This window comes from Corynebacterium sp. HMSC077D03, assembly GCF_001808545.1.
Taxonomy (GTDB): Bacteria; Actinomycetota; Actinomycetes; order Mycobacteriales; family Mycobacteriaceae; genus Corynebacterium; species Corynebacterium simulans.
In genome coordinates, this window is record NZ_KV793657.1 from 17,049 (window position 1) to 38,972 (window position 21,924).

Genomic DNA, 21,924 nt, shown 5'->3' on the forward strand with positions numbered 1-21,924 from the left:
GCATTTTGCCGTTAGCTACAGGACCATTGCTGCAATCCAGCCGGCGATGAGAAGCGGGATATTAAAGTGCAGGAAGGTCGGGATGACCGAATCGCGGATGTGATCGTGCTGGCCGTCCGCGCCGAGGCCCGCGGTGGGGCCGAGGGTGGAATCGGAGGCGGGGGAGCCGGCGTCGCCAAGCGCGCCTGCGGTGCCGACGATGGCCACCGTCGCGGCGGGGCTAAAGCCCAGTGACATGCACAGTGGAACATAGATGACGGAGATGATGGGAAGCGTGGAGAAGGAAGAACCGATGCCCATCGTCACGACAAGTCCCACGATGAGCATGACCGCGGCGGCCATCATCTTGTTGCTGCCGAAGATATCGCTGGTTGCACTCACCAGTTCCTCGACCTGACCTGTGGCTGTCATGACAGAGGCAAAGCCCTGGGCAGTAATCATGATGAAACCGATGAGCGCCATCATGCGCATGCCATCGGAGAAAACATCGTCTGCTTTGCGCCAATCGATGGCGCCGGTGACCAACATGATGCCAAGTCCTGTCAGGGCGCCGACCATAAGACCATCGGATTCGAAATCCATCGCCTGCATCGCAATCTGCACGCCGAAGGTGGCGATGATGGCGACAACGCAGACCCAAATCTTGTAACGCGACGGGGCTTCTTCGGTTGGCTCTTCATTGCTGAGCGGGGTATCGGCGTAATCGCGGGGTTTGCGGTAGCTGAAGAACATGGCAATCAGCAGGCCAGAGAGCATACCAAGGGCAGGAATTCCCATGACATGCATGATGGAAATGCTTTCGGTATTAAGGCCTGCTTGGCCGATGTTGAATAACAAAATGTCATTCAAAAAGATGGAGCCGAAACCTACCGGTAGGAACATGTAGGTGGTGACCAGGCCGAAAGTAAGGCAGCAGGTAATCAGACGTCGGTCGATGCGCAGGGCATTCATGACCTTGAGCAGTGGCGGCACGATAAGCGGGATGAACGCGATGTGCACGGGGATGACGTTCTGGCTCATCACAGCCATAGCGATGAGGCCGGCGACCAAGATCCACTTGGTGGCTTGTGCTGCGCTTGGCGACGCCCCGTCCCCGCCGATCCGCCGAATCAAGGCGTTGGCGAGCAGCTGCGGCACGCCCGCCGCGGCGACCGCCATGGCAAAGGCACCCAGCAATGCATAGCTCAAGGCAATTTTGGCACCGCCACCGAGGCCCTCCTGGAAAGCGACCATGGTGGCGTCGAGTCCCATGCCGGAAAGCAGGCCGCCCGTCAGCGCGCCAAGGAATAGTGCGACAACAACATGCACACGCAAAAGCGCGAGGACGAGCATGACGATGACCGCGACAAGAACTGCATTCATGGCGAAGAGATTACTGTATTTTATCCAGAAAAATGAAATTTATTGAAAGGTTTAGCCGAGTTTTCCGCGGCCCATGCGCAGCAGTGCAGAGGCGATGGCTGGGCCTTCCTCACCGAGCTCGTCGCGAAATTGGTTGAGAATGGCAATCTCGCGGGTGTGCACCAGCTTGGTGCCGCCGGCGTTCATGCGCGTGCGCCCGATGGTCTGGGAGATTTCCGTGCGGCGCTTCGCAGCGTCGAGGATAACGCGATCCAAGCGGTTGATTTCCTTGCGATAGTTCTGAATCTCCGCATCGCTCAAGGGATCATCGGTGCCGGAGGGCATGCGGATCTCCATGCCGTTGTCCACAACGTTGGTATCGAGGCTATTGGCGTGTGCGGAGTTTTCAGTCGGGTTGTTCGCAGAGGACATAGCCCAAGATTCTGCCACTTAGAAACCAAAAAGGAAACTGCAGCAGATAAATTCGAATTCCCCTGCATAAGGCGTGTTATGAGGGGATGTCCGGTGGTGCTAGTAGGTTGGTAGGCACTATGAGTAATGCGTCTGAATTCTCCCCAGCTCCACGCCCAGATGGAAAAAATTCTGCCAACAGCCAGCCGGATCTTTTTGGCGGCTTCGGCGGTTTCGGTGGGCCCGCTCGGCCTGCCGCGCCGCAGCCACAGTCGGGTGGCTTTGGGGCTCCTACTTCGAGGGGACCTGCTGCTGGTGCTGCATCGAACCCAGCTGGCGCGCCTGGCGCTGTGGACCCCGATCCGCTTACTGAGGGCCTGAACCCGCAGCAGCTTGAGGCGGTAACGCACGCTGGTTCGCCGCTGCTGATTGTGGCGGGTGCGGGCTCTGGTAAGACTGCTGTGCTTACCCGCCGCATTGCTTATCTCATGCGCAATCGTGGGGTGGCTCCGTGGGAGATTTTGGCTATTACCTTTACCAACAAGGCCGCCACGGAGATGAAAGAGCGCGTGGGCCAGCTGGTGGGGCCAGTGGCCGAGCGCATGTGGGTTTCTACCTTCCACTCCATCTGCGTGCGTATCCTGCGCCAAAACGCGCAGCTGGTGCCAGGACTGAACACCAACTTCACTATTTATGACGGTGATGATGCACGCCGCCTTTTGACCATGATCGCCAAAGACATGCAGTTGGATCTAAAGAAGTACACCGCCCGCGTGCTGGCCAATCAGATTTCGAATCACAAAAATGAGCTGGTCTCGCCGGCTGACGCTTTGGCAGAAGCAGAAAAGACCAAGAATCCTTTCGAGATTACGGTTGCACGCGTCTTCGATGAATATCAGCGCCGCCTGCGTGCAGCTAACTCCGTGGACTTCGATGACCTCATCGGTGAGGTAGTGCGTATTTTCCATCAGCACCCACAGGTGGTGGATTTCTATCGTCGCCGCTTCAAGCACGTTCTTATTGATGAGTATCAGGACACCAACCATGCGCAGTATGCGCTGGTTTCTGCATTGGTGGGTAGGGGAGAGCTAGGCCCCGATGCACCAGAATTGTGCGTGGTGGGTGACTCAGATCAGTCCATTTATGCCTTCCGTGGCGCTACGATCCGCAACATTCAGGAATTCGAGCGTGACTATCCGCAGGCGCACACCATTTTGTTGGAGCAGAACTATCGCTCCACTCAGACCATTCTGAACGCGGCGAACGCTCTCATCGCGAAGAACGAGGGCCGCCGTGAGAAGAACCTGTGGACTGCGCACGGCGAAGGCGCGAAGATCGTCGGCTATGTCGCCGATAACGAGCATGATGAGGCCCGTTTTATTGCTTCTGAGATCGACTCTCTGGCAGATAAGGGTCGCGCCTATTCCGATATGGCGATCATGTACCGCACGAACAATGCCTCGCGTGCGTTGGAAGATATCTTTGTTCGCTCCGGAATCCCGTACAAGGTTGTGGGCGGCACTCGCTTCTATGAACGCCGCGAAATCCGTGACATGGTGGCTTATCTGCGCATCATTGATAATCCGGATGACACAGTGAGCCTGCGCCGCATTATCAACGTTCCAAAGCGCGCCATCGGTGATAAAGCACAATCCCAGATCGCGCTGCATGCAGAGAACCTGGGAGTGAGCTTTGGAAAGGCCCTGTACGATGCCGCCGCGGGCAACATTGCGGGCATGGGCACACGAGCCGTTAATGCAGTGTCGAAGTTCAACGAGATGATGGAAGGCATCCGCGCTCAGATTCCGAGCATGATTAACGAGGTTACTCATCAGCCGGATCTTGGTGATCTGCTCAGTGCCGTGCTCGATGCAACTGGATACCGTGCGGAGTTGGAGAACTCGAATGATCCGCAGGATGGCGCGCGGCTGGATAACCTCAACGAGTTGGTTTCCGTTGCCCGAGAATTTAGCTCCGAGGCGGCTAATCAGATGGCGTTTACCGGAGCCGACGCTGTAGAAGATTTAAGCCCAGAGCTCGCCGAGGGGGAGGCCCTACCCGGCTCGCTCCAGGCTTTCCTAGAGAAGGTGTCTTTGGTAGCTGACGCAGACCAAATCCCTGACAACGAAACTGGCGTGGTCACGCTGATGACCTTGCACACTGCCAAGGGCTTGGAATTCCCAGTCGTCTTCCTCACAGGCTGGGAAGATGGCCAATTCCCGCACATGCGCTCTTTAGGGGATCCAAAAGAGCTCAGTGAGGAACGCCGCTTGGCTTATGTGGGCATCACACGCGCTCGCGAGCAGCTCTATCTCACCCGCGCAATACTTCGCTCGTCCTGGGGTAACCCGATGACGAATCCGGCCAGCCGCTTCCTCGCCGAGGTCCCCGAAGACCTCATCGACTGGCGCCGTGAAGAACCAGACAGCTCGCTGTCTAGCGCATGGGGCGGAGATGATTCCTACCAATATGGCCGCTCCTATGGCTCCGATTGGTCCGGCTGGGGCAGAACCTCACCGCGCGCTACGTCTTCCCCTTCGCAACGCACGCGTAAGCCTGCTCCTGCCAGCTCGATGCCTAAGAACAACCAGCTGAATTTAGTTGTGGGAGACCGCGTCAACCACGCCAAGTACGGCCTGGGAACGGTCATTGATGCCTCCGGCTCCGGTCCACGCGCCACGGTGACGGTGGACTTCGGAAGCGCCGGCAAAGTGCGCTTGATGCTCATCGGCGGCGTGCCGATGGAAAAGCTTTAAGCGCAAAGGGCGGTTCGCTTAGATGTTGATGCCACGCTGAGCGAACCAGTTGACCGGGTCCACGGCTGCGCCGCCGCCCGGGTGCACCTCGAAGTGGAGGTGCGGGCCGGTGGACTGACCCTCGTTGCCGATGACGGAGATCTGCTGACCTGCGCTCACGCGGTCTCCGACGTTGACAAGCAGTTGGTCGCCCGGCATATGGCCATAGACGGAGATGGTTCCATCATCGTGCTGGATGCGGATCCAGTGGCCAAAGCCTTGAGCCGGACCAGAGGAGATAACTTCACCGTCCATGATGGAGTAAATCGGCGTGCCAATCGGATTAGCAATGTCGATTCCGCTGTGGAAGGCGCCCCAGCGCGGGCCGAAGCCGGAAGTAAGAGTGCCGGAAGTAGGAAACACCACGGTGTTGCCCGCGGAGTCCTGGCTCTTCGTTGGCTTCAGTCCGGAGTGATTGCCGGAAGGCGCGAAAGCCTGGGCAAGCCCCGGAACACTCGAAGGGTCGAGAACGATGTTCAGCGCCCCGCCCTCATTCGATACCTCTGGGGTAGCAGCGCCCGCGAGTACGCCGGCCGTGGACTTGGTCAGCCCGACGAAGGCGTCGATAAGCGTTGCGTTATCTGCATTAGTAGATACTTCTGGCTGTGACGAGCCATCAGAGACGTCTACGCTAGCTGCCGGCTGCGCGGCAGAGGCGGTAGCGCCCATGGTGGTGGCAAGCGTGGTGCAAACTGCCAAGGCAGTAAGTGCCACAGTCTTGCGTGCGCGGAGATTGCGCTTCATAACTTCGGGTCCTTTTCATGGCGGTGCATGGTCGGGGTGGCTCGGTTAAGCCTTTAGTGCCAAACGGACGCGTTTCGACACGCCGAAAAAGTCCAATCCGGAATATCGAGGCCGTTTATGGCAACGAGATAAAGTTATCGAGCTTTTCGTACTGTTGCAATTGTGAAAATTGCAGGTAAAGACAGGAAATGTTCGAAAATTATTCGAACATGCCAGCATGTTACACATGTTACTAATGTGAAAATAGTTACGACTGTGAAGTATGGGTTTAGGTTGTGGGGGTGGATATTGGGGGTGACGTTATGGGGCTGCCAGGATTCATTCAGTAAAAGCCCCTCCTGAGCTGCGACAAGGCCTGTGCCTAGACTTGGTACAGGCCTTGCGTTCGGGTCAATTTGCTGTTGTGGCTCTTGGGCTAATCGTTTTGTTCAGCCTCGACTGCACTTAAGCGCCGGTGCACCAACCAGGAACCGCCCGCGCCAAGCAAAGGCACTATGAACACGCCCGCAAGTTGCCACCAGTCCATGCTGTAGAGATCTCCCTGATAGAACAGCTCGTTTGCTTCGGGCCTGCCTGGCCGCGGCACACGAATCATGATGATTCCAATAATCTCGCCGACGATGAAACCGAGCGTCATGCCGATCGTGCCAACCAACCACGTGCGCCAAGCGGCGACCTTCGGCATGAGGGAAGGTTCTGCACCCAAAGACTCAAAGAGCTTTCCGCTGCGGCGTAGCGCTGCCGCGGAGTTGGCGATGATGAGCACTAACAAGATGAAGCCGATGCCCCATAGGGCAATGGCAGGGGCGTATTCCTTTGCCTTGCTCGTGGTCTTTGTGAAGGAAATCTCGTATTCGCCGCCGGTAGCGTTTTCTACGGCTTCTTCAATTTCCTTCTGTTGGCTGCGCTCCAAAGTCTTATCGAAGACAATCGCCGTGCCGATTCGGGAGGAGGAGATCTTTAGCTTCTTTGCCGCCGCAGGGCTAACCAACCTGAGATCGCGGCCCAACGCGGGAAGCGCCTCGACCGCAGGCAGCGTAGCGCTAACCTCTTCGCGCGGTTCGGTTTGGCCCTGTGGGGTCCGAACAGCGGTGAACTCGGCATGGTCGCGTCCATCGAGGTGGCTGTTATGGGTTAAGACAACTCCGCCCTTACGGAGTGTATCTGCCGCCGCTTGGCGGTCAGCATCGCTGTCGAAGTTCCAGAGGTCGAGCGTTTCGGGCGTTGCTTCTAGCGTGCGGCCATAGCGAGTGAAGGCGCTAGACGGGAACCACGTCATCATGTCATGCAGACAATTCTGCCGTGCTTCTCCAGACTCATCGGTCCTGCGGCCATCTTTGTCGATGAAGGTAGCCTGCTCGACAGAGTCGTTGTAGGAAGTCTGCTCGCAGGTGTAGTCATATTCCATCTCGAGAGCAATATTTGGAATGGAAGAACCAGGAATAGAGGTGGAATTCCAATCGGTATATCCAAAAGTCTCAAGGGGCTTGCCAGGCTGCAGTGCAAGCGCACTATCGATGGCTCGCTGTTCCACCTTGTTGGCCGGTGCGCCCAAGTTCTTTTGATGATCCGTGTTTCTGACTATTGCTGAGGTGGAGGGATTTACTACCGTGTCCACCTTGTCCCACCATGCTTCGTCACTGCGAACGCCTACGGAACCCGCGGCCGCAGCTAAGGTTACGGCGATGAGCGCGATAGCGGTTGGGACCGTATGGAATCCACGTCGCATGAGATCGCGGCTGGCAATCCGCAAAGCGAGGCCGTGGTGACTGCATACGCGTGCGGTGGCATATACCAGCGCGGGAACGCTTGCGGCTGTGGCGAGGAAAGCCAGCAGGATGAGCAGTGAATAGATTGACTTACCGAATGGGGTAAGCAGCGCGATGAGGATAACGGGCAATGCGACAGGGCCGTATGCCATTTCCTTGCGCCAGTTGAGGATGCGATCCGGCATGCCGCCGTGGAGGGAGGGCGCAAGCGCCTGGCGGGCGGCGAGCCACGCGGGCACCAGAGCGGCGGCCGTGGAAGCAACAATTGCGATAGCCCAGAGTGCAAGTGGATAAAGCAGTGGAACATCGAGCTTTACTCCAGGAAAACGCAGTGCCCCGATGGCATAGCTGCCTGCGAGTCCGAGCACTGCGCCGCTCGTGGCGCCGAGCAGGCCTGTGAAGAAGCCATAGGCTAATACGGCTGTAGCGATGTGCTTTGGTTGTGCGCCCTGTGCTGCCATGAGTGCGTACATGCGTGTATTCCGGCGCAAAGCGAAGCTAAACACTGGCGCGATAAGTGCAAGGAGCAGCGTAACCGCAAAAGCAAAAGAACTGGCGATGGCGATGAAGCTTAAGAAGGCTTCAAAATTTAGGTGGACGCCGCTATCGATTATCGTTGCTTCAGATAAAGATTTGTCGTAAATGCTAAAGCCTGCCGACTGCACCCGTGCGATGTCATTTTGGTTGAGCACGGTATCGCCCACGATGGCCCACGTAGCTTGCTCCGGGTGCTGGGCCAAGAACTCCGTGTTCGTAAGGACTGGTGCCGTGGCATAGCTCCTACCGCCGGGGATGATGCCCGCGACCTTTGCCTCCGATAAGCCGCCAGGGGTAGGGGAACTTATGCTGACAACATCACCTTTGTGTACTCCTAATGAACGCGCATCTGCATAGGACAAGATGAGCGTTCCCTCGTCGGGGTGCGCGGAATCGATGAGGGGTTGTGCTTTAGTGGGCGGTAGAGCACTGTCGAATTGGGTGATCTGGATATTGGAGTGCTTTGAATCGTGCTGAACTCCCACGGTGACGGGCCCAAAAATCGGGGAGGGGCGCAGGTCACCAGGCAAGATTTCTTCTGCGCGGGAAGCAAAACCCGCTGCAGGTTCCAGGTGCACCGCTTTTGTATCTTCTGAAGCCGCCACGCCAATCGTGCGCGGATTGCTTGAAAATACGTTGTGGAACCTATCGCCATTGACGCCCAGTATGCCCAGGCACACCAAAACGGCGACGGGAAGTGCAACCAATGCCACCCCGGCTAGGCTGCGCCAGCGATGGGCCAACATGTCGCGATAGGTGGGGCGGGCGGCGGCTAAAAGAGCAGACATTGACTAATGCTCCTTTCCGCTGAGGACGCCATCGCGCATCATTACAACGGAGTCGGCCCATGCGGCGAAACGTGGCTCATGGGTAACGAGAAGCCCGGCGGCGCCAGCGTCGATGCGAGAGCGCAGCACCTTCATGACTTCTTCGCTGGTGGCGGTATCGAGCGCGCCGGTCGGCTCATCCGCGAGCAATACCTGGCGCGGGCCAATGAGTGCACGGGCGATTGCGGCCCTTTGCGCCTGACCGCCTGAGATTTCCTCAGGGAAGCGGTCAGCGACATTTTCCAGGCCTACTTCCGCAAGCGCAATTTCAGCGGCCTCGCGGCACTTCTTAGGGCTAACGCCATCTAATTCAAGGGGTAGGGTGACGTTCTCACCGATGCTGAGGGTGGGCACCAAGCTGAAGTCCTGGAAGACGAAACCTAGGTTCCGGCGGCGCAACTGAGCGGCAGCAGATTTGGACAGCCCCGCAGCATCCTCGCCGTTGACAAGCACGCGTCCAGAGGTCGGTGGCAGCAGGAGCCCAGCGACGTTGAGCAACGTGGACTTGCCGGAACCAGAAGGGCCCATGATGGCGATGAGCTTGCCGGGATGAAGCTGCAGGTTTGCCTCCTTAAGTGCGATAACTTGGCGCGCGCCAGAGCCGAACTCGCGGGAGACATTATGAAGCTCAAGTGGTAATGGGTGGGTGGTTTCTTCGCTGTTATGCATGGTCTATTCCTTTGGTTGATTGGAAGTAGAAGCGGAGGTGTGGGGATTTAGAGCCTCAGCCCGGTCGAGCCACCGCAGCAGTGCTTCAAGGTCAAAGATTTCGCGTTCGAGGGCCAGCCGCGTGGCGCTGCGGGTTTCAGGTAATTCGGTGGCCTGCTGGTTTAGAAGCCGAAGCTGCTTCAGGGTGGCAAAGCGCTGGGCATCCAGAATTTCAATGGCATCGACGTCGCTGCGTTGGGCAGCGAGCGCTACCTTGAGGACGAGTTCATCTCTTTCGAGCGCATGCTTGGCGACGCCCCGCGTCCACCAGTCCGCAAGCTCCGCACGGCCTTGTGTAGTGATGTGATAGGTCGTGGCATGCCTGCCCGTGGGGCCTACGGCTGTGCCGTGCTCCTCGATGAAGTTGTCTCTTTCGAGTCGTTTTAGCGTTTGTGCAACTTGGCCGATGTTGAGTGGCCATAGTCCATCCAGCGCTTCCGCGAAGTGGCTTTGCAGCATGCTGGCGGTAGCTGGCTCAGCGCTAAGGAGCGACAAGAGAGAATGTTTAATGGACATATTTCCTGCCAGGGGGATGGATATAGATTTTGGAAAGTTGCCGGTCAAGCCGATAGTAATCATTGATTACCGGGTAACCTATAGCGTAGCTTACTGGGTAAGTAATGCGGCGGCAAGGGTGGGTGGCCAAAACCACGAAAGCGGCAACAGGAAGCGAAGTCCTGTTACCGCTTAAACCAGGTGAGAAGGAGGGTGGGAAGAAGGAATTTTAAAGGCTAGTGCTTTAGGAGATGTTGATTCCGCGGGCTGCGAACCAAGAGATTGGGTCAACTGCGCCCTGGCCTGCTGGGTGAATCTCGAAGTGCAGGTGGGAACCAGTGGAAAAGCCCATCGAACCCATGCCGGCAATCTTCTGGCCGGCGTGCACGCGCTCGCCAACTGCAACGTCCAGGGTCTGCATGTGGCCGTAGACGGTCATGGAGCCGTCATCGTGCTTGATGCGGATCCACTGGCCGAAACCGGAAGCTGGGCCGGAATCGATGACGGTGCCGTCCATAGCGGCGAGGATTGGGGTACCGACAGCGTTAGCGATGTCGATGCCAGAGTGGAAGGAACCCCATCGTGGTCCGAATCCGGAGGTGAAAGTGCCCTCGGCTGGGCGGACGACGGATGGTGCGCGGGATGCTTCATCGGCAGCAGCACGTGCCTCAGATGCCTGAACTGCCTTATCCAGCTGAGCAGAAAGATCTGCTACCGGCTTTGCCTCGGCAACGTTCAGGATCTGTGGGGCAGCGGCGGCAGCTTCCTTGGCGGCAGCCTGGGCGCCATTCTGAACGTCCTGCAGGGCGTCAGACTCGGTAGCAAGGTTGTAGTCGACGGTCTGCGCCTTCATGCCGGCATTGTCTGCCTGAAGATTGGCGGCCGCTGCGCCACCGACACCTGCGGTGGACACAGCTCCTGCAGCGACGGTCACCAGTGCTAGACGACCTTTCGCAGTCTGCGAGGTGGCGATCTGGCGGTGACGGCCGGCGTTCCGCTGAGTCTTGCTTCGCATGATTTCTTCTTCCATTGTCTTCACAATCCGCCAACCGCACCTGCACTAGAAACCAAAAAATTAAGCGTTACGTCTTTGGGCGGTTGGTTACTGGATTGTGACCTTCCTGTTACCAACGAGATGTAACAGTAGCGTCTCGAAATAATAACAGCAAGCCGTTATGGAAATTTTTCGACCTTTTCGGTGAAATTAGCTGGACAGGGGCCTGAAAGGGTTTGTGTCACACTTTAGGTAGAGCTAGCGATAATCGTAATTGGCCAGTATAGACGGTGTATGTTTGCTCAGAGTGCACGGTCATCACGGTAGCGTTAATGGTTGCTTTCCGTTCCATACAGTATATATTGCGCTGTTGTGCGCCTGAGCTAGCACCTTAAGGTTAGTGCGAAGTGCCGCCAATTCAGCTTGTTATCGTCGCGCCAACCCAAAATGGACGATGGGCCATGGCAAAGTGGACGCGATGAACAAAAACACCAGCCCTCAAACGCGGTCGGCTTCCCGTTCGCGCGCGCAAGTGCGCGGGCGCGGTGGCGCCGGCTCATCCAAACCAGCTGCACGCGTGGCCAACAAGGTTGGCTCCCAGGCGCGCGCCCGTCGAGCTACCGCGCCTACCACTTTGGCCGGGCGCATCCGCCGAATGCTGTGGACGGTGGCAATCCCTAACGCCGTCGTGGTGTTGGTAGTGCTTGCAGTGGCATTGGCGGCGCTGCTTTTAACAAGCTCGCCTTTGGCATGGCTGCCCACGATCGTTGCCGAAGCGTGGATGGTGTTTAACCTCGCGCCGATTTCGGCAGGCGGAATTGAGCTTTCCGTTTTACCGCTGCTGCCCGCAGGAATCTTATCCTTAATTGTCGGGCGCCGGATCCGTCAGGCGATCAAGCATAAGGTCAGCATCAAAGATCTTTTGGTCCTCTTAGGCTGTGTTGTCGGTGTGCCGTTGCTTCTCACGATCATCGCGTGGCTGATGTTGTGGGACGCCGGCAAGGTATTTGACGTCTCGCCGCCTAATTTCTTCGTGGTCTTGCCGCGCATGCTTCTGCTACATCTGTCGGCGCTGGCCGGTGGCATGGGTTCGCGCTTGTGGAAGGCATTGGCCAAACGTTTCGGTATGCCGCGCATGCTTGTCGACGCCGCGCAAGTAGCGCTGCGTTACCTCGGTGTGCTTTTTGCTGCCTCGGCAGTAGTGTGCCTCATCGTCGCCATTGTGGGCTGGTCCCGTCAGAGCGAGATGATGAATGCGTACCCGAGCATCGATGGCTTGGGTGGATTCCTGCTCTACCTGATTAGCGCTCTGTATATCCCAAACGCAGTTATCGGCACAGGCGGCATTCTGTCTGGTTCTGAATTCCAGTTCGGCCCGGAAAGCAGCATCAGCCTGTTTAGCATCCACATGGTTTCCTTGCCGCCGCTGCCAATCGTGGGCGTAGTTCCTTCTTCCATTGCGCCTTGGGCGGTGGGCCTTCTCGTTGTTCCGATCGCCTCGGCCATCTATGTGGTCTGGCGCGCACGCCGCCACGTGAACTTTTTCTTTGCGGTCGCTGCGAGCGCCTTTGTTGCTTTCTTTACCTTGCTTTTGAGCTACTTTGTTTCCGGCGTGCTTGGCATCTATGGCGCAACGGGCCTAAACGTGTGGACTGCAACGGGTCTCGTGGCGTTATGGTTTGCGGCAATCGCATTGGGCTTTGCCTGTGCCTTCGCAATCGGCGCCTGGCATGCATCCCGCAACGCCTCGGCAGCAGCCGCCGCAGAATCCGACAAGGCTGAGGAAGCTGCGGCGGACGCTGCATTTGCAGAAGCCGAAGCAGAAGAAGCTGAAATGGAAGACGCTGAAGCTGAAGAAACTGCGCCAAACACTTCCGAAGGTGCCGTGGCGGAATCGATTAAACCGGATGCTGCAAGTGAAAATGCCACGGGTGAGGAATCGGCCGAAGAGGAGCCTGTTCCGGAAGAACCAATGGGTGCCCCTGAAGGGGAGTCGGTTGCAGACGCTCCAGAAGATGATGAGGCTGATGAAACAGCTGTAGAAAAGGCAAACGAATCGGCCGAAGAAGCAGCGGAAGAAACGGCAAAGTCCGCCGATTCTGGGGTAGAAGCGGAAGTCATCGACGGCGAAATTGTCGAAGAATTCCCGCAGGAGCCTCACAAGGACTAGGCTTATGTCCCGTGACTTCACAGCATCAGCCACAAGGCGAAACCGTCCGCACCTCCCGTCCGATTGAAATCGTCGTTCTGGTCTCCGGAACCGGCTCACTCCTGCAAGCCATCATCGATGCGCAGGATGAGAACTATCGTGTGGTCAAGGTCGTCGCTGACGTTCCTTGTCAGGGGGTAGAGCGCGCGAAAGCTGCTGGTATTGAAGCAGAAGTAGTAGAGATGGGTGCAGACCGCGCCGAATGGAATAAACGTCTGGTTGCCGCAGTAGAAGCTGCGCAACCAGACGTTGTTGTTTCGGCTGGTTTCATGAAGATTCTGGGCGCAGATTTCCTCGCCCGCTTCGAAGGCCGCACCATCAATACTCACCCGGCTTTGCTTCCGTCCTTCAAGGGCGCACACGGTGTCCGTGACGCGCTCGAGTACGGAGTGAAGGTCACAGGTTCAACCGTCCACTTTGTTGATGCCGGTGTAGATACCGGTCGCATCATTGCCCAGGAGCCAGTCTTGGTTCGGCAGGATGATGATGAGGCTTCGCTGCACGAGCGCATCAAGGTGGTCGAGCGCCAACTCATCGTTAAAGTCTTGCGCGCCGTTCAGGTAGCGCAGGATGCCAACGCAACCATTTCGATTCAGCTCTAAGACTTTTAGGAAGGCTTTCTCCGCACCATGAGCGATGACCGTAAGCAGATCAAGCGCGCGCTGATTAGCGTCTATGACAAGACTGGGCTCGAGGATCTCGCCCGCTCCCTCGACGCTGCCGGCGTTGAGATTGTGTCCACCGGTTCCACCGCCGCCAAGATTGCAGACCTTGGCATCAACGTCACCCCAGTGGAAAAGCTCACTGGCTTCCCGGAGTGCCTCGAAGGCCGCGTGAAAACCCTGCACCCGAAGGTTCACGCTGGCATTTTGGCGGATACCCGCAAGTCGGATCACCTCTCTCAGTTAGAAGAGCTGGGTGTGGAGGCATTCCAGCTGGTCGTAGTGAACCTGTACCCATTCCGTGAGACCGTTGCTTCCGGCGCGGACTTCGATGGCTGCGTTGAGCAGATCGACATCGGAGGCCCATCCATGGTTCGTGCGGCAGCGAAGAACCACCCATCCGTGGCCATCGTTGTGGACCCGGCTCGTTACGGCGACGTCGCAGAGGCTGCAAAGAAGGGCGGCTTCACCTTGGAGGAGCGCCGCGGCCTGGCACGCGATGCATTCCTGCACACCGCTGATTACGATGCCGCTGTTTCCCAGTGGTTCGTCGATCAGCTCGGCGGTGAGGGCGCTACCACCACCTTGCGCTACGGCGAGAACTCCCACCAGTCCGCGACCGTTACCCGCGATGGCTCCGGCAAGGGCCTGGCTAACGCGCAGCAGCTGAACGGCAAAGAGATGTCCTACAACAACTACCAGGACGCTGACGCCGCATGGCGTGCTGCATGGGATCACGAGCGTCCGTGCGTTGCCATCATCAAGCACGCCAACCCGTGCGGTATCGCCGTGTCTGATGAGTCCATCGCTGCGGCACACCGCGCCGCGCATGCGTGCGACCCGCTCTCCGCATTCGGCGGCGTCATCGCAGTAAACCGCGAGGTCAGCGTCGAGATGGCCGAGCAGGTCAAGGACATCTTCACCGAGGTCATCGTCGCTCCGTCTTACGAGGATGGCGCGGTGGATATCCTCAAGGAGAAGAAGAACCTCCGCATCCTTGTTGCCGAGCACGAGGCTCCGGCAGAGGAAATCAAGCACATCTCCGGTGGCGTCCTGCGCCAGGAGCCGGATACTTACCAGGCCGAGGGCGATAAGCCGGAGAACTGGCAGCTGGTTGCTGGTAACGCGCTTTCCGACGCCGACCTAGCTGAGCTCGAGTTCGCATGGCGCGCAGTGCGCTCAGTTAAGTCCAACGCCATCCTGCTGACCAAGGACAACGCCGCTGTGGGCGTGGGCATGGGCCAGGTCAACCGCGTTGACTCCGCGAAGCTGGCGGTCGAGCGCGCTAACACGCTTGCCGACGGCGCGAACCGCACCGCGGGTGCTTTCGCTGCTTCGGATGCCTTCTTCCCGTTTGCTGATGGCCTGGAGGTTCTGCTCGACGCTGGCGTCAAGGCCGTCGTCCAGCCGGGCGGCTCCATTCGTGACGAAGTGGTCATCGAGGCCGCCAAGCAGGCCGGCGTGACCATGTACTTCACCGGCACTCGCCACTTCTTCCACTAATTCGCTATCGCGAATTAGTACGTTGCGCCGCTAATTAGGCGCAGCGCTAATTGGCTGAGGGGCCTGGCAACTTATGGTTGCTGGGCCCTTTAGACGTTTTCGGATGGAACGTCGCTCATGGTCGTTGGCGCAGTTGAGGCTGGCGTCGAGGTTGGCGTTGACACCGTGTCTGCTGGGGCGTCTGGAATGTCTTTTGGCAGCAGGAAATATGCCGCGGCGCCTAAGACAATGGCGAGGAAGAGGAAGGCGGCAATCAGACCGATGATTGCGCCGCTAATCAATCCTTTGCCGTTGCGCGCTGGCATTTGCGCGCCGAAGTTATTAGGTTGCGTAGCCGATGCTGGGTGCGCGGGGTTCGTACCGGGGGCAAAAGATCCGGAACCAAATTGTGGCGATGATTGTGGCGCAGAAAACTGCGGGGAGCCAAACTGGGGCGATGAATTAGGACGCGAGTTATTAGGCTGCGAGCCAAAACCTGGATAGTTCGTCATAGGGATTTCTAAAACGGCCTTTCCTCAACAAAGACGGTGGCGAATCACATAAGCAGTGATAGCAATAGTGACAATGTAACCGAAGTTGTGGCTACTTCGCCTACTGCCAAGGAAGTTTCCCCAGATCCGCCTACTTTGGGTGAGTTCTGCACAAAAATTAGCTGGTCGAAGGGCACGCGTGTGCCATAATCAGAAATCTAAGTAATTACCATATCCCTGCATATAGGAGACGTTTTGTCTGGCGAAAACAACGGCTTTGGCCCCTACCAAGGCGCAAACGAAGCACCCAATACCAACCCTTGGGCAAAACAGTCAGGCGGGCAGAACGCGGCGGATCAACCACAACAGCAATTCCCGCAAGGTTACTCACAGCAGGGGTACCCGCCGCAGGACTATGGGCAATACGAGCAGTCCAACATGGGTTCACCATTTGCTGGTGACTCCGCGCCGTACTATGCGCAAGGCGAATACGGTCAGCAGTATGGTCCTGCGGATTACAGCCAGGCGGCGCCGGTGTACCAAGAAGAGCGCTCGAGCGGTACGAAGTGGGCAATCATTGCTCTTATTGTGCTTGCCGTCATCGCGCTCTGCGCTGCTTTGGCATTTTTCCTTCTCAAGGGCGGCAGCGATGAGAAGAACGCCAGCCCGATGCTGACAACCTCTGCAGAAGCAACCACCGAGGCGCCAACAACCGAAGAAACGACCAAGGCTCCGGAACGCCCAGCGTATCCCTCGCTTCCGGCCGGTGCGGTGGCCGCAAACGACGCAGCTATGTCTGGTGCTGCGGGCGGAGACCTGAACAACGTCTACCGTGATTCCACGATGACCTCTCCTGAGTTCGCCCGCGCCGTCCGCGATGCATATGTAGAGCATTTCCTAGATACCAAGGAATATAACGCGGTCATCACCGCATATAGCCCGGTTACTGGCATCAACTACACGATGGATTGCCGTGACAACGGCGAATATGTCACCTGCACCGGCGGCAACAACGCCATTGTTTACATCGTTTAATCGGCTCCGGCAGCGAGAGAGGACCCAACTAGATGAAGAAAAAGAACCTGTGCGGTCTGGGCCTACTATGCGTGGCTTTGGCCGCAAGTGCCTGCACGATCGGTGATGTGGAGGAAAGAGCGGAAGTTAGCATGACCACCAGCACGGATGTGGACCCGCGCCCCACTTTGAGCGGGCAGACGATGGTGCCCGATGCGGATGCTAAAGGCGATGGTGGAAAGTCTGACAAGGACCCGGCTCCTGCTGCAGCGAGGGGGAACGTCCAGGAAGCACTGCAGAAGATCGTCGAAGACGTTCAGAGCAAGTACGGCGGGAAAGCCGGAATCGCCGTTGCAGGTCAGGATGAGGTATATAGTGCCGGTATTTCTGAGCCGCGAGCCGCATGGTCTACATCGAAGGTGCCGGTGGCAATTGCCGCGGAACGCGCTGGTTCGGCAGATCCTTCGATGATTTCTCAGGCCATTACTTTTTCAGATAATGCGGCCGCAGAAAATCTCTGGCAATCCCTAGGCGGCGGGCAGTCTGCAGCTAGCGCCGCCAGCGCAGTTCTAGCGGAAGCAGGCTTAGACGTGCAAGTGCAGCCCACGGTTACCCGTCCGGGCTTTTCCGCCTTCGGGCAGACCCAATGGACAGTCGCTGATCAAGCGCGCTTTATAGGGCAGTTGGGTTGTATCGCACAGGGCAGCGGAGTGCTCACTGCTATGGCTGCCTCTGATCCTGCCCAAAGCTATGGCTTAGGCAGCCTCGATAATTCATCTTTTAAGGGCGGTTGGGGCCCAGATACAAACGGCGCCTATGAAGCACGGCAGATGGGCACGGTAGAGCTCAACGGTAAGAAGGTTGCGGTGGCTATTTACGCGACGTCGCCAAGCGGTGCCTATGGCTCGGCACAACAAATGCTCAGCGCCTTGGCCACCGAACTCGCGGGTGCGAAGGTCCAGTGGCCCAAGGCCGCTTGCTAGTTGGCGCTCCAGACGGTGCTGAACTGGCCGGTGTCTAGCTTGCTCGAGTCATAAGAGGTGCTGTCTGGGATGATTGTGAACTCGCTGCCATTAATCAGCAGCTGGCTGACATCGTTGAAGGTAGCGGTGTACGAAGTGCCGCTACCTGAGGCAGTGCCAACGGCCGGGCCGCTGGACCAATTGCCGCGGTAGACCAAGCCGGAGCCTTCGTCACAGATGACGACGTGCGCCTGTGGCGCGGACTTCTTGGCCGCGTACACGGCCTCGCCGCCGTTGCACTGCGCGCCGGAGATTCCGTCCCAGCCATTGGCGCTAAGCCCTGCCGGATAATCCTTGCGCTGCGTAGTGGTGTGGGTTTGCTGGCGCGGCTGCTGCCTTTGCTGATAGCGCGGCGAATTATTCTGCGCCGGGGAAGAAGAATCCTGGGTAGGCGTAGGATCAGACTCGGTTTCTTCCGTGGTCGTGACGGGTTCTTCCGAAACCTCCGTCGACGGCGGTGCCGGAGCGACAGGTGGCTGCTGAGCCTCGTCGCTCTTCTTATCCGCCCAGACCACGCCGCCGCCAATCAGCATGGCCAGGATGACTGCCAAGATGCACAGGATCGGAACCCAGTTTCGCGAGGGCCGCGCGGCGGGCGCTGTAAATCCCATCGGCTGCGTCGACTGGTAGCGGCCATTTGGGTCGGTATAGGGATTCTGCTCGCCAAATGGGGATTGCGACTGCGCGCCCGAGTACATATTCGTGGGCAGCGAAGGGTAGTGATTTGGGCCTTGGTTAGGGTTGGTCATTGCATCCTTCGGCAAAGAAATCGGCGATAGGAAATAAATACAGGCAGCAACTTAAAAGTTTCCGAGTAGTTACAAATAGTAGCTGCCTTCTACGAGCGGTTATGCTACCCCACAAGCGGGGTAGATAGGGCGATTCTTAGAACCTGCATCTACATCGGGTGTGGTGAAATATACGCGTGAATGATTCCCGTGTAGTTATGTGGCTGGAGCGCCAAGGATATGCAAACGTCCGGCGCATCGGTGGCGGTGGCATGGGAACCGTCTTCGCGGCCACCGATGTCGATCTAGGGCGCAACGTTGCAATCAAGACGGTGTTGCCGGAGCTACACAACGAAGAAGGGCTCAAGCGCTTCCATAATGAAATGAAGGCGCTGGCGGCCATCCATAGCTCCTATGTCACGCACATAAATAAGAAGCTGGCCGACACCGAGGGCAATCTCGGCTTTGAGATGGAGCTTTTCGAAGGCGGCACGTTGGAAGAGCTCATCCGTGAACGTCGCCATAGTAACGAGCCGGGTTTTAGCATCAGCGACGTCGTCAAGTACTTGCGCCCCGTGGCCAAAGCACTGGACCAGATGCATTCGATGCGCCCGGATGGGTGGATTCACAGGGATGTAAAACCGGCCAATATCTTGCTACGCCGCCGGCCCACCGATAGCGGCTATAGCGTTCTGAGCGACTTTGGAATCGCTATCTCGGAGGGGCAGTCGCGTTTAACCGCCGTAGGCAACGTAATCGGAACTGAAAACTACTCTTCACCAGAGAGCAATTCGCGTGATTACAGCGGCCAGGAAGCATCCTTTTCAGGTGATAACTATGCGCTAGCACTCATCGCGTTTGAGATGCTGACCATGTATCACCTCAAAGAGGTGATGTCGGAGTCTGCCTGGCGCACCAAGCGCATAGTCCCGGCGATGGGCACCCCGACTATCATGGAACGGCTTGATCCACAGGCGGCAATGGCCACTCAGCAGATTGATGCAGTGATGGAACGAGCACTGGATAACACTCCTTATCGGCGTTTCCCGGAGGCCTGCCAGTTCATCGATGCACTGGAGGCGTGCAGAAACGGTGGCGCGGAACTCAACGCGCGTTCCGCAGTTCCGGAGAACCAAGCCACTAACTATCCGGCAAGTGGTCAGCTTCCCGCCATGGGCTTTGGAATGGGCAGCGCACATAACCTCGCCGGGGGAGCGCAAAACTGGAGCAATCCTTCGATAGCTGCGGTGCCTTCTTATGGCGGGCTTAGCAATGCGCCCTTCAACCCAGGAATCAACCCGGGTGCGTCCATGCCTTCAACAAGGCCAATGCAGCAATCGCCGCAGCAGGTACAGTCTGCTCGGCCGGCGCAGCCTGCGAGGCCGCAGAAGGACAACAACAATGCGTTGATGATTGCGGCGACGATTCTCATCATCATCACGATTGCGATCACCACAATTGCGCTAGTAACCGGCTAACTTCCACGCTTTTAGGTATTAGTATGGACTTTTGGAATAAACCTATCCATCTATCCTCGACTTCGAAAGCGCCTAATCTATGCAGTCTAACGCCAGCTCGCCGGCAAACCTTGGACCGTGGCTTCAGATCAATGACTTGGTCGGGCAAGTCCACCGGATGGGCCCGGGCGACGAACTCATAGTCGGGCGCGCAGGCGACTTTGTAGTAGGCGCAGAGGACTTGGACCTGCACCGTCAGCTATTCCAGCTGTGGTACTCCGGCCAAGGCTGGATGCTTGCCAATGTGGGCCGCCATATCCCGCTGTATATCAGCCAGCGCAATGTGCGCTCCCATTCGCGCATCGAGGTAGGACCGCGCGGCTTGGCACCCATCCCACCGGGGCCGACCGCCATCACTTTCACCACGCCTGATTGCGTGTACGAGATTCACATCGACGTTCAAAACAACGACATGATTCGCCGCACCCCGCGCCCGCTGGATCAGGAGGGGGACCGCACGCGCACCCGCCACGTCCCGAATGACGAGCAGGAGCTGTTGCTGCGCCAATTGGCTAGCTACCTCCGCGCGCCGGGTGCCACGGATGCTAATATCCCGGCGATTCGAGAGCTGGCGCAGGCGCTTGGCTGGACCGAGAAGAAGACCAACCAGAAGATCGATCGCCTGATTGAAAGCCTTAAGGAAGACGGCGAAGCGGTGTATAAGCCTCATAAAAACTGCTTGGCTCACTATGCCGTTCAGCGCTATCGTTGAGGTCTAGGAAGACCTAGCGCACCTAGCCCATAGAGCATTTCTCGTATCGACACAGAAAAGAAGGCGCACACTATGACTTATCCGTATCCACAACAAAAAGATAAGTCCGGCGTGGTGCCTATCGTCGTTGGAATCGTCATTCTCGTCGCAATCGTGGCGGCCGCCGCTGCATTCTTCTTGCTTGGGCGGGGCGGTGAGAAAACTGAGCAGACTGCGCAGCAGCAATTCAAGCCGGTGGAATCGACCACCACCTCGACAGCCAGCACCACTTCCGCAGCGCCTAGCACTAAAGAAAGCCCAAGCCCGTCCGTAGTAACCGTGACGGAAACAGCGCCTAACCCAGAAGAGCATTACGACCACGGGCGCGATAAGTCCACCGTCAGCGGTGGTATTTTGAGCGACCGCGGTTGGTCCGGCAGCTATGCATCGTGCACCGCAGGCGAGGACCTCATCCTCGCTGGCACCAGCGATGACGGCAAGGTTGTCGTCTGCGGCAACGCCGGCGGTGCTACCTACCGTTCCGATATGTTCGGCGGCACCTTGGAGCTGCCCGCCGAAGGTCACGAAGGCACCTACCAGGTTGATGCCGATCCTTCGTCCATCGTGGTCAATGCCGACGGTCTGCGCGTCTACCAAGACAACGCGGCCGTAGAAAGCGTCACCTGGAACGACTACTGGCAGCGATAGGTGTTTGCTTGGCAGCACCACGCTGCACACACTAATTAATTGCCGGACTTCTTCTTACGATCCGCGGCAGCAGCGGCGGCAGAGGAGATGGAGTCGTGGCGGTTCTTGAGCAGCTCAAGAGTGGTCTCTTCCGCGTTGTCCGGAACCTTTGCGCCGAGAACGGCTAGCGCGGCGTCGGCAAGCATGACGGCGGTCTCCGGAACGCGCTGGGAAGCGTCGAAAGGCGGGGTGCCATCGTTCGGGCGCATCTCAATGACCGAAAGCGCGATGTGGAACGGAAGCTCGACGCGGGGGTCATCCTCGCCGACGATTGAGGCGGCAATTTCGCGGAAACGAGACTGCAAAGCAGTACGCTGTTCGTGGTACTCGGAGAACTCGGGGGAGTTAGCCACCGGCAACTGGTAGAGGCGGCCAACGTTCCAGCCGCTGGTTAGCAACAGGCGGGACTCCGCCGCGACGAGGGACCATAGGCGCTGCTCAGCCGTGGCTTCGGAGGCAGCAAGTTCCTCGGCGAGCTCGAGGGAAGGTTCGATGGTGGAGTTAAGGAGGGTTAAGAAGATCTCCGTCTTGGAGGGGAAATGATAATACAGAGACGCCTGGCGAATGCCCACGGCATCCGCAATCTGGTGCGTCGAAGTGGTGGCAAAACCCTGCGTGGTGAAAAGCTCTGATGAAGCGTCGAGAATCTCTTCACGGGCGGTAGTTCCACGGCGGCGCGGGCTGTTCTTGCGCGGCCTACCAACAGTTCCAGCCATGGGCAGGACGCCTCCTTTCGTGTG

Annotated in this window: 19 protein-coding genes; 9 read left to right on the top strand and 10 right to left on the bottom strand. The window is 57.9% G+C overall.

Annotated elements, in window-relative coordinates; translation table 11 throughout:
• Positions 1 to 15: 15 nt before the first annotated feature.
• Both HMPREF2888_RS01035 and HMPREF2888_RS01040 read right to left on the bottom strand, forming a co-directional pair.
• Positions 16 to 1,362, bottom strand: a complete 1,347-nt coding sequence (locus HMPREF2888_RS01035) for a Na+/H+ antiporter family protein (RefSeq protein ID WP_061921217.1) — start codon at positions 1,360 to 1,362, stop codon at positions 16 to 18.
• Between the two features lie 51 nt (positions 1,363 to 1,413).
• Positions 1,414 to 1,773 carry a chorismate mutase gene (locus HMPREF2888_RS01040; protein ID WP_061921220.1) on the bottom strand — a complete coding sequence of 120 codons (360 nt, stop codon included), beginning with the start codon at positions 1,771 to 1,773 and terminating at the stop codon, positions 1,414 to 1,416.
• Between the two features lie 119 nt (positions 1,774 to 1,892).
• Between HMPREF2888_RS01040 and pcrA the strand changes: the two genes are divergently transcribed.
• Positions 1,893 to 4,508 carry a DNA helicase PcrA gene (pcrA, locus tag HMPREF2888_RS01045; RefSeq protein ID WP_082778568.1) on the top strand — a complete coding sequence of 872 codons (2,616 nt, stop codon included), beginning with the start codon at positions 1,893 to 1,895 and terminating at the stop codon, positions 4,506 to 4,508.
• A gap of 18 nt (positions 4,509 to 4,526) precedes the next feature.
• Here the strand turns inward: pcrA and HMPREF2888_RS01050 are convergent, their stop codons facing one another.
• The 5 genes from HMPREF2888_RS01050 to HMPREF2888_RS01070 all read right to left on the bottom strand — a co-directional run bounded on the left by HMPREF2888_RS01050 (position 4,527) and on the right by HMPREF2888_RS01070 (position 10,642).
• A complete protein-coding gene (locus tag HMPREF2888_RS01050) occupies positions 4,527 to 5,291 on the bottom strand; it encodes a M23 family metallopeptidase (protein ID WP_061921226.1) in 765 nt (254 codons plus the stop codon).
• A gap of 415 nt (positions 5,292 to 5,706) precedes the next feature.
• The gene (locus tag HMPREF2888_RS01055; protein WP_061921229.1) at positions 5,707 to 8,385 is read right to left on the bottom strand and encodes an ABC transporter permease; all 2,679 of its coding nucleotides are present in this window, start codon (positions 8,383 to 8,385) and stop codon (positions 5,707 to 5,709) included.
• Between the two features lie 3 nt (positions 8,386 to 8,388).
• Positions 8,389 to 9,093 (bottom strand): ABC transporter ATP-binding protein, encoded by a 705-nt coding sequence (locus tag HMPREF2888_RS01060; protein WP_061921232.1) that lies wholly within the window; start codon positions 9,091 to 9,093, stop codon positions 8,389 to 8,391.
• Positions 9,094 to 9,096: 3 nt separating this feature from the next.
• Positions 9,097 to 9,627: a PadR family transcriptional regulator gene (locus tag HMPREF2888_RS01065; RefSeq protein WP_339019205.1), complete on the bottom strand. Its 531-nt coding sequence runs from the start codon at positions 9,625 to 9,627 to the stop codon at positions 9,097 to 9,099.
• A gap of 244 nt (positions 9,628 to 9,871) precedes the next feature.
• Entirely contained in the window at positions 9,872 to 10,642 is a 771-nt protein-coding gene (locus tag HMPREF2888_RS01070) for a M23 family metallopeptidase (protein ID WP_061921490.1), read from the bottom strand.
• A 457-nt stretch (positions 10,643 to 11,099) separates the two neighbouring features.
• On the opposite strand from HMPREF2888_RS01070, the gene HMPREF2888_RS01075 reads away from it, so the two are divergent.
• Genes HMPREF2888_RS01075 through purH form a run of 3 tightly spaced genes read left to right on the top strand, consistent with a single transcriptional unit; the run spans position 11,100 to position 14,995 of the window.
• Positions 11,100 to 12,791 carry a cell division protein PerM gene (locus tag HMPREF2888_RS01075; RefSeq protein ID WP_061921239.1) on the top strand — a complete coding sequence of 564 codons (1,692 nt, stop codon included), beginning with the start codon at positions 11,100 to 11,102 and terminating at the stop codon, positions 12,789 to 12,791.
• Positions 12,792 to 12,802: 11 nt separating this feature from the next.
• Positions 12,803 to 13,432, top strand: coding sequence for a phosphoribosylglycinamide formyltransferase (gene purN, locus HMPREF2888_RS01080; RefSeq protein WP_061921242.1), 630 nt, complete (start codon positions 12,803 to 12,805; stop codon positions 13,430 to 13,432).
• A 27-nt stretch (positions 13,433 to 13,459) separates the two neighbouring features.
• Positions 13,460 to 14,995 carry a bifunctional phosphoribosylaminoimidazolecarboxamide formyltransferase/IMP cyclohydrolase gene (gene purH / locus HMPREF2888_RS01085; protein WP_061921245.1) on the top strand — a complete coding sequence of 512 codons (1,536 nt, stop codon included), beginning with the start codon at positions 13,460 to 13,462 and terminating at the stop codon, positions 14,993 to 14,995.
• 89 nt (positions 14,996 to 15,084) lie between these two features.
• Here purH and HMPREF2888_RS12935 read toward each other — a convergent pair whose 3' ends face one another.
• Positions 15,085 to 15,300 carry a flagellar basal body-associated FliL family protein gene (locus HMPREF2888_RS12935; protein ID WP_061921248.1) on the bottom strand — a complete coding sequence of 72 codons (216 nt, stop codon included), beginning with the start codon at positions 15,298 to 15,300 and terminating at the stop codon, positions 15,085 to 15,087.
• 420 nt (positions 15,301 to 15,720) lie between these two features.
• Between HMPREF2888_RS12935 and HMPREF2888_RS13035 the strand changes: the two genes are divergently transcribed.
• A complete protein-coding gene (locus HMPREF2888_RS13035; RefSeq protein WP_061921252.1) occupies positions 15,721 to 16,500 on the top strand; it encodes a hypothetical protein in 780 nt (259 codons plus the stop codon).
• A 131-nt stretch (positions 16,501 to 16,631) separates the two neighbouring features.
• Positions 16,632 to 17,462, top strand: coding sequence for a serine hydrolase (locus tag HMPREF2888_RS01100; protein ID WP_235591017.1), 831 nt, complete (start codon positions 16,632 to 16,634; stop codon positions 17,460 to 17,462).
• Here HMPREF2888_RS01100 and HMPREF2888_RS01105 read toward each other — a convergent pair.
• Positions 17,459 to 18,250 (bottom strand): hypothetical protein, encoded by a 792-nt coding sequence (locus HMPREF2888_RS01105; protein ID WP_061921259.1) that lies wholly within the window; start codon positions 18,248 to 18,250, stop codon positions 17,459 to 17,461. The two genes, HMPREF2888_RS01100 and HMPREF2888_RS01105, sit on opposite strands and share 4 nt — an antisense overlap.
• 176 nt (positions 18,251 to 18,426) lie before the next feature.
• Here HMPREF2888_RS01105 and HMPREF2888_RS01110 point away from each other — a divergent pair, with 176 nt between their 5' ends.
• The 3 genes from HMPREF2888_RS01110 to HMPREF2888_RS01120 all read left to right on the top strand — a co-directional run bounded on the left by HMPREF2888_RS01110 (position 18,427) and on the right by HMPREF2888_RS01120 (position 21,145).
• A complete protein-coding gene (locus HMPREF2888_RS01110; RefSeq protein ID WP_141744798.1) occupies positions 18,427 to 19,707 on the top strand; it encodes a serine/threonine-protein kinase in 1,281 nt (426 codons plus the stop codon).
• Between the two features lie 79 nt (positions 19,708 to 19,786).
• The gene (locus HMPREF2888_RS01115) at positions 19,787 to 20,458 is read left to right on the top strand and encodes a hypothetical protein (protein WP_061921265.1); all 672 of its coding nucleotides are present in this window, start codon (positions 19,787 to 19,789) and stop codon (positions 20,456 to 20,458) included.
• 72 nt (positions 20,459 to 20,530) lie between these two features.
• Positions 20,531 to 21,145, top strand: coding sequence for a hypothetical protein (locus HMPREF2888_RS01120; protein WP_061921267.1), 615 nt, complete (start codon positions 20,531 to 20,533; stop codon positions 21,143 to 21,145).
• Between the two features lie 35 nt (positions 21,146 to 21,180).
• Here HMPREF2888_RS01120 and HMPREF2888_RS01125 read toward each other — a convergent pair whose 3' ends face one another.
• Positions 21,181 to 21,900, bottom strand: coding sequence for a TetR/AcrR family transcriptional regulator (locus HMPREF2888_RS01125; RefSeq protein ID WP_061921270.1), 720 nt, complete (start codon positions 21,898 to 21,900; stop codon positions 21,181 to 21,183).
• Between the last annotated feature and the right edge of the window lie 24 nt (positions 21,901 to 21,924).

Excerpts from the sequence above, each read along its gene's own strand:
- HMPREF2888_RS01055 (WP_061921229.1), bottom strand. The coding sequence starts at position 8,385 with ATGTCTGCTCTTTTAGCCGCCGCCCGCCCCACCTATCGCGACATGTTG.
- HMPREF2888_RS01035 (WP_061921217.1), bottom strand. The coding sequence starts at position 1,362 with ATGAATGCAGTTCTTGTCGCGGTCATCGTCATGCTCGTCCTCGCGCTT.
- HMPREF2888_RS01100 (WP_235591017.1), top strand. The coding sequence starts at position 16,632 with ATGACCACCAGCACGGATGTGGACCCGCGCCCCACTTTGAGCGGGCAG.
- HMPREF2888_RS01115 (WP_061921265.1), top strand. The coding sequence starts at position 19,787 with ATGCAGTCTAACGCCAGCTCGCCGGCAAACCTTGGACCGTGGCTTCAG.
- HMPREF2888_RS01040 (WP_061921220.1), bottom strand. The coding sequence starts at position 1,773 with ATGTCCTCTGCGAACAACCCGACTGAAAACTCCGCACACGCCAATAGC.
- HMPREF2888_RS12935 (WP_061921248.1), bottom strand. The coding sequence starts at position 15,300 with ATGCCAGCGCGCAACGGCAAAGGATTGATTAGCGGCGCAATCATCGGT.
- HMPREF2888_RS01120 (WP_061921267.1), top strand. The coding sequence starts at position 20,531 with ATGACTTATCCGTATCCACAACAAAAAGATAAGTCCGGCGTGGTGCCT.
- HMPREF2888_RS01075 (WP_061921239.1), top strand. The coding sequence starts at position 11,100 with ATGAACAAAAACACCAGCCCTCAAACGCGGTCGGCTTCCCGTTCGCGC.
- HMPREF2888_RS01060 (WP_061921232.1), bottom strand. The coding sequence starts at position 9,093 with ATGCATAACAGCGAAGAAACCACCCACCCATTACCACTTGAGCTTCAT.
- HMPREF2888_RS01125 (WP_061921270.1), bottom strand. The coding sequence starts at position 21,900 with ATGGCTGGAACTGTTGGTAGGCCGCGCAAGAACAGCCCGCGCCGCCGT.
- purH (WP_061921245.1), top strand. The coding sequence starts at position 13,460 with ATGAGCGATGACCGTAAGCAGATCAAGCGCGCGCTGATTAGCGTCTAT.
- pcrA (WP_082778568.1), top strand. The coding sequence starts at position 1,893 with ATGAGTAATGCGTCTGAATTCTCCCCAGCTCCACGCCCAGATGGAAAA.
- HMPREF2888_RS01105 (WP_061921259.1), bottom strand. The coding sequence starts at position 18,250 with ATGACCAACCCTAACCAAGGCCCAAATCACTACCCTTCGCTGCCCACG.
- HMPREF2888_RS01050 (WP_061921226.1), bottom strand. The coding sequence starts at position 5,291 with ATGAAGCGCAATCTCCGCGCACGCAAGACTGTGGCACTTACTGCCTTG.
- HMPREF2888_RS01070 (WP_061921490.1), bottom strand. The coding sequence starts at position 10,642 with ATGCGAAGCAAGACTCAGCGGAACGCCGGCCGTCACCGCCAGATCGCC.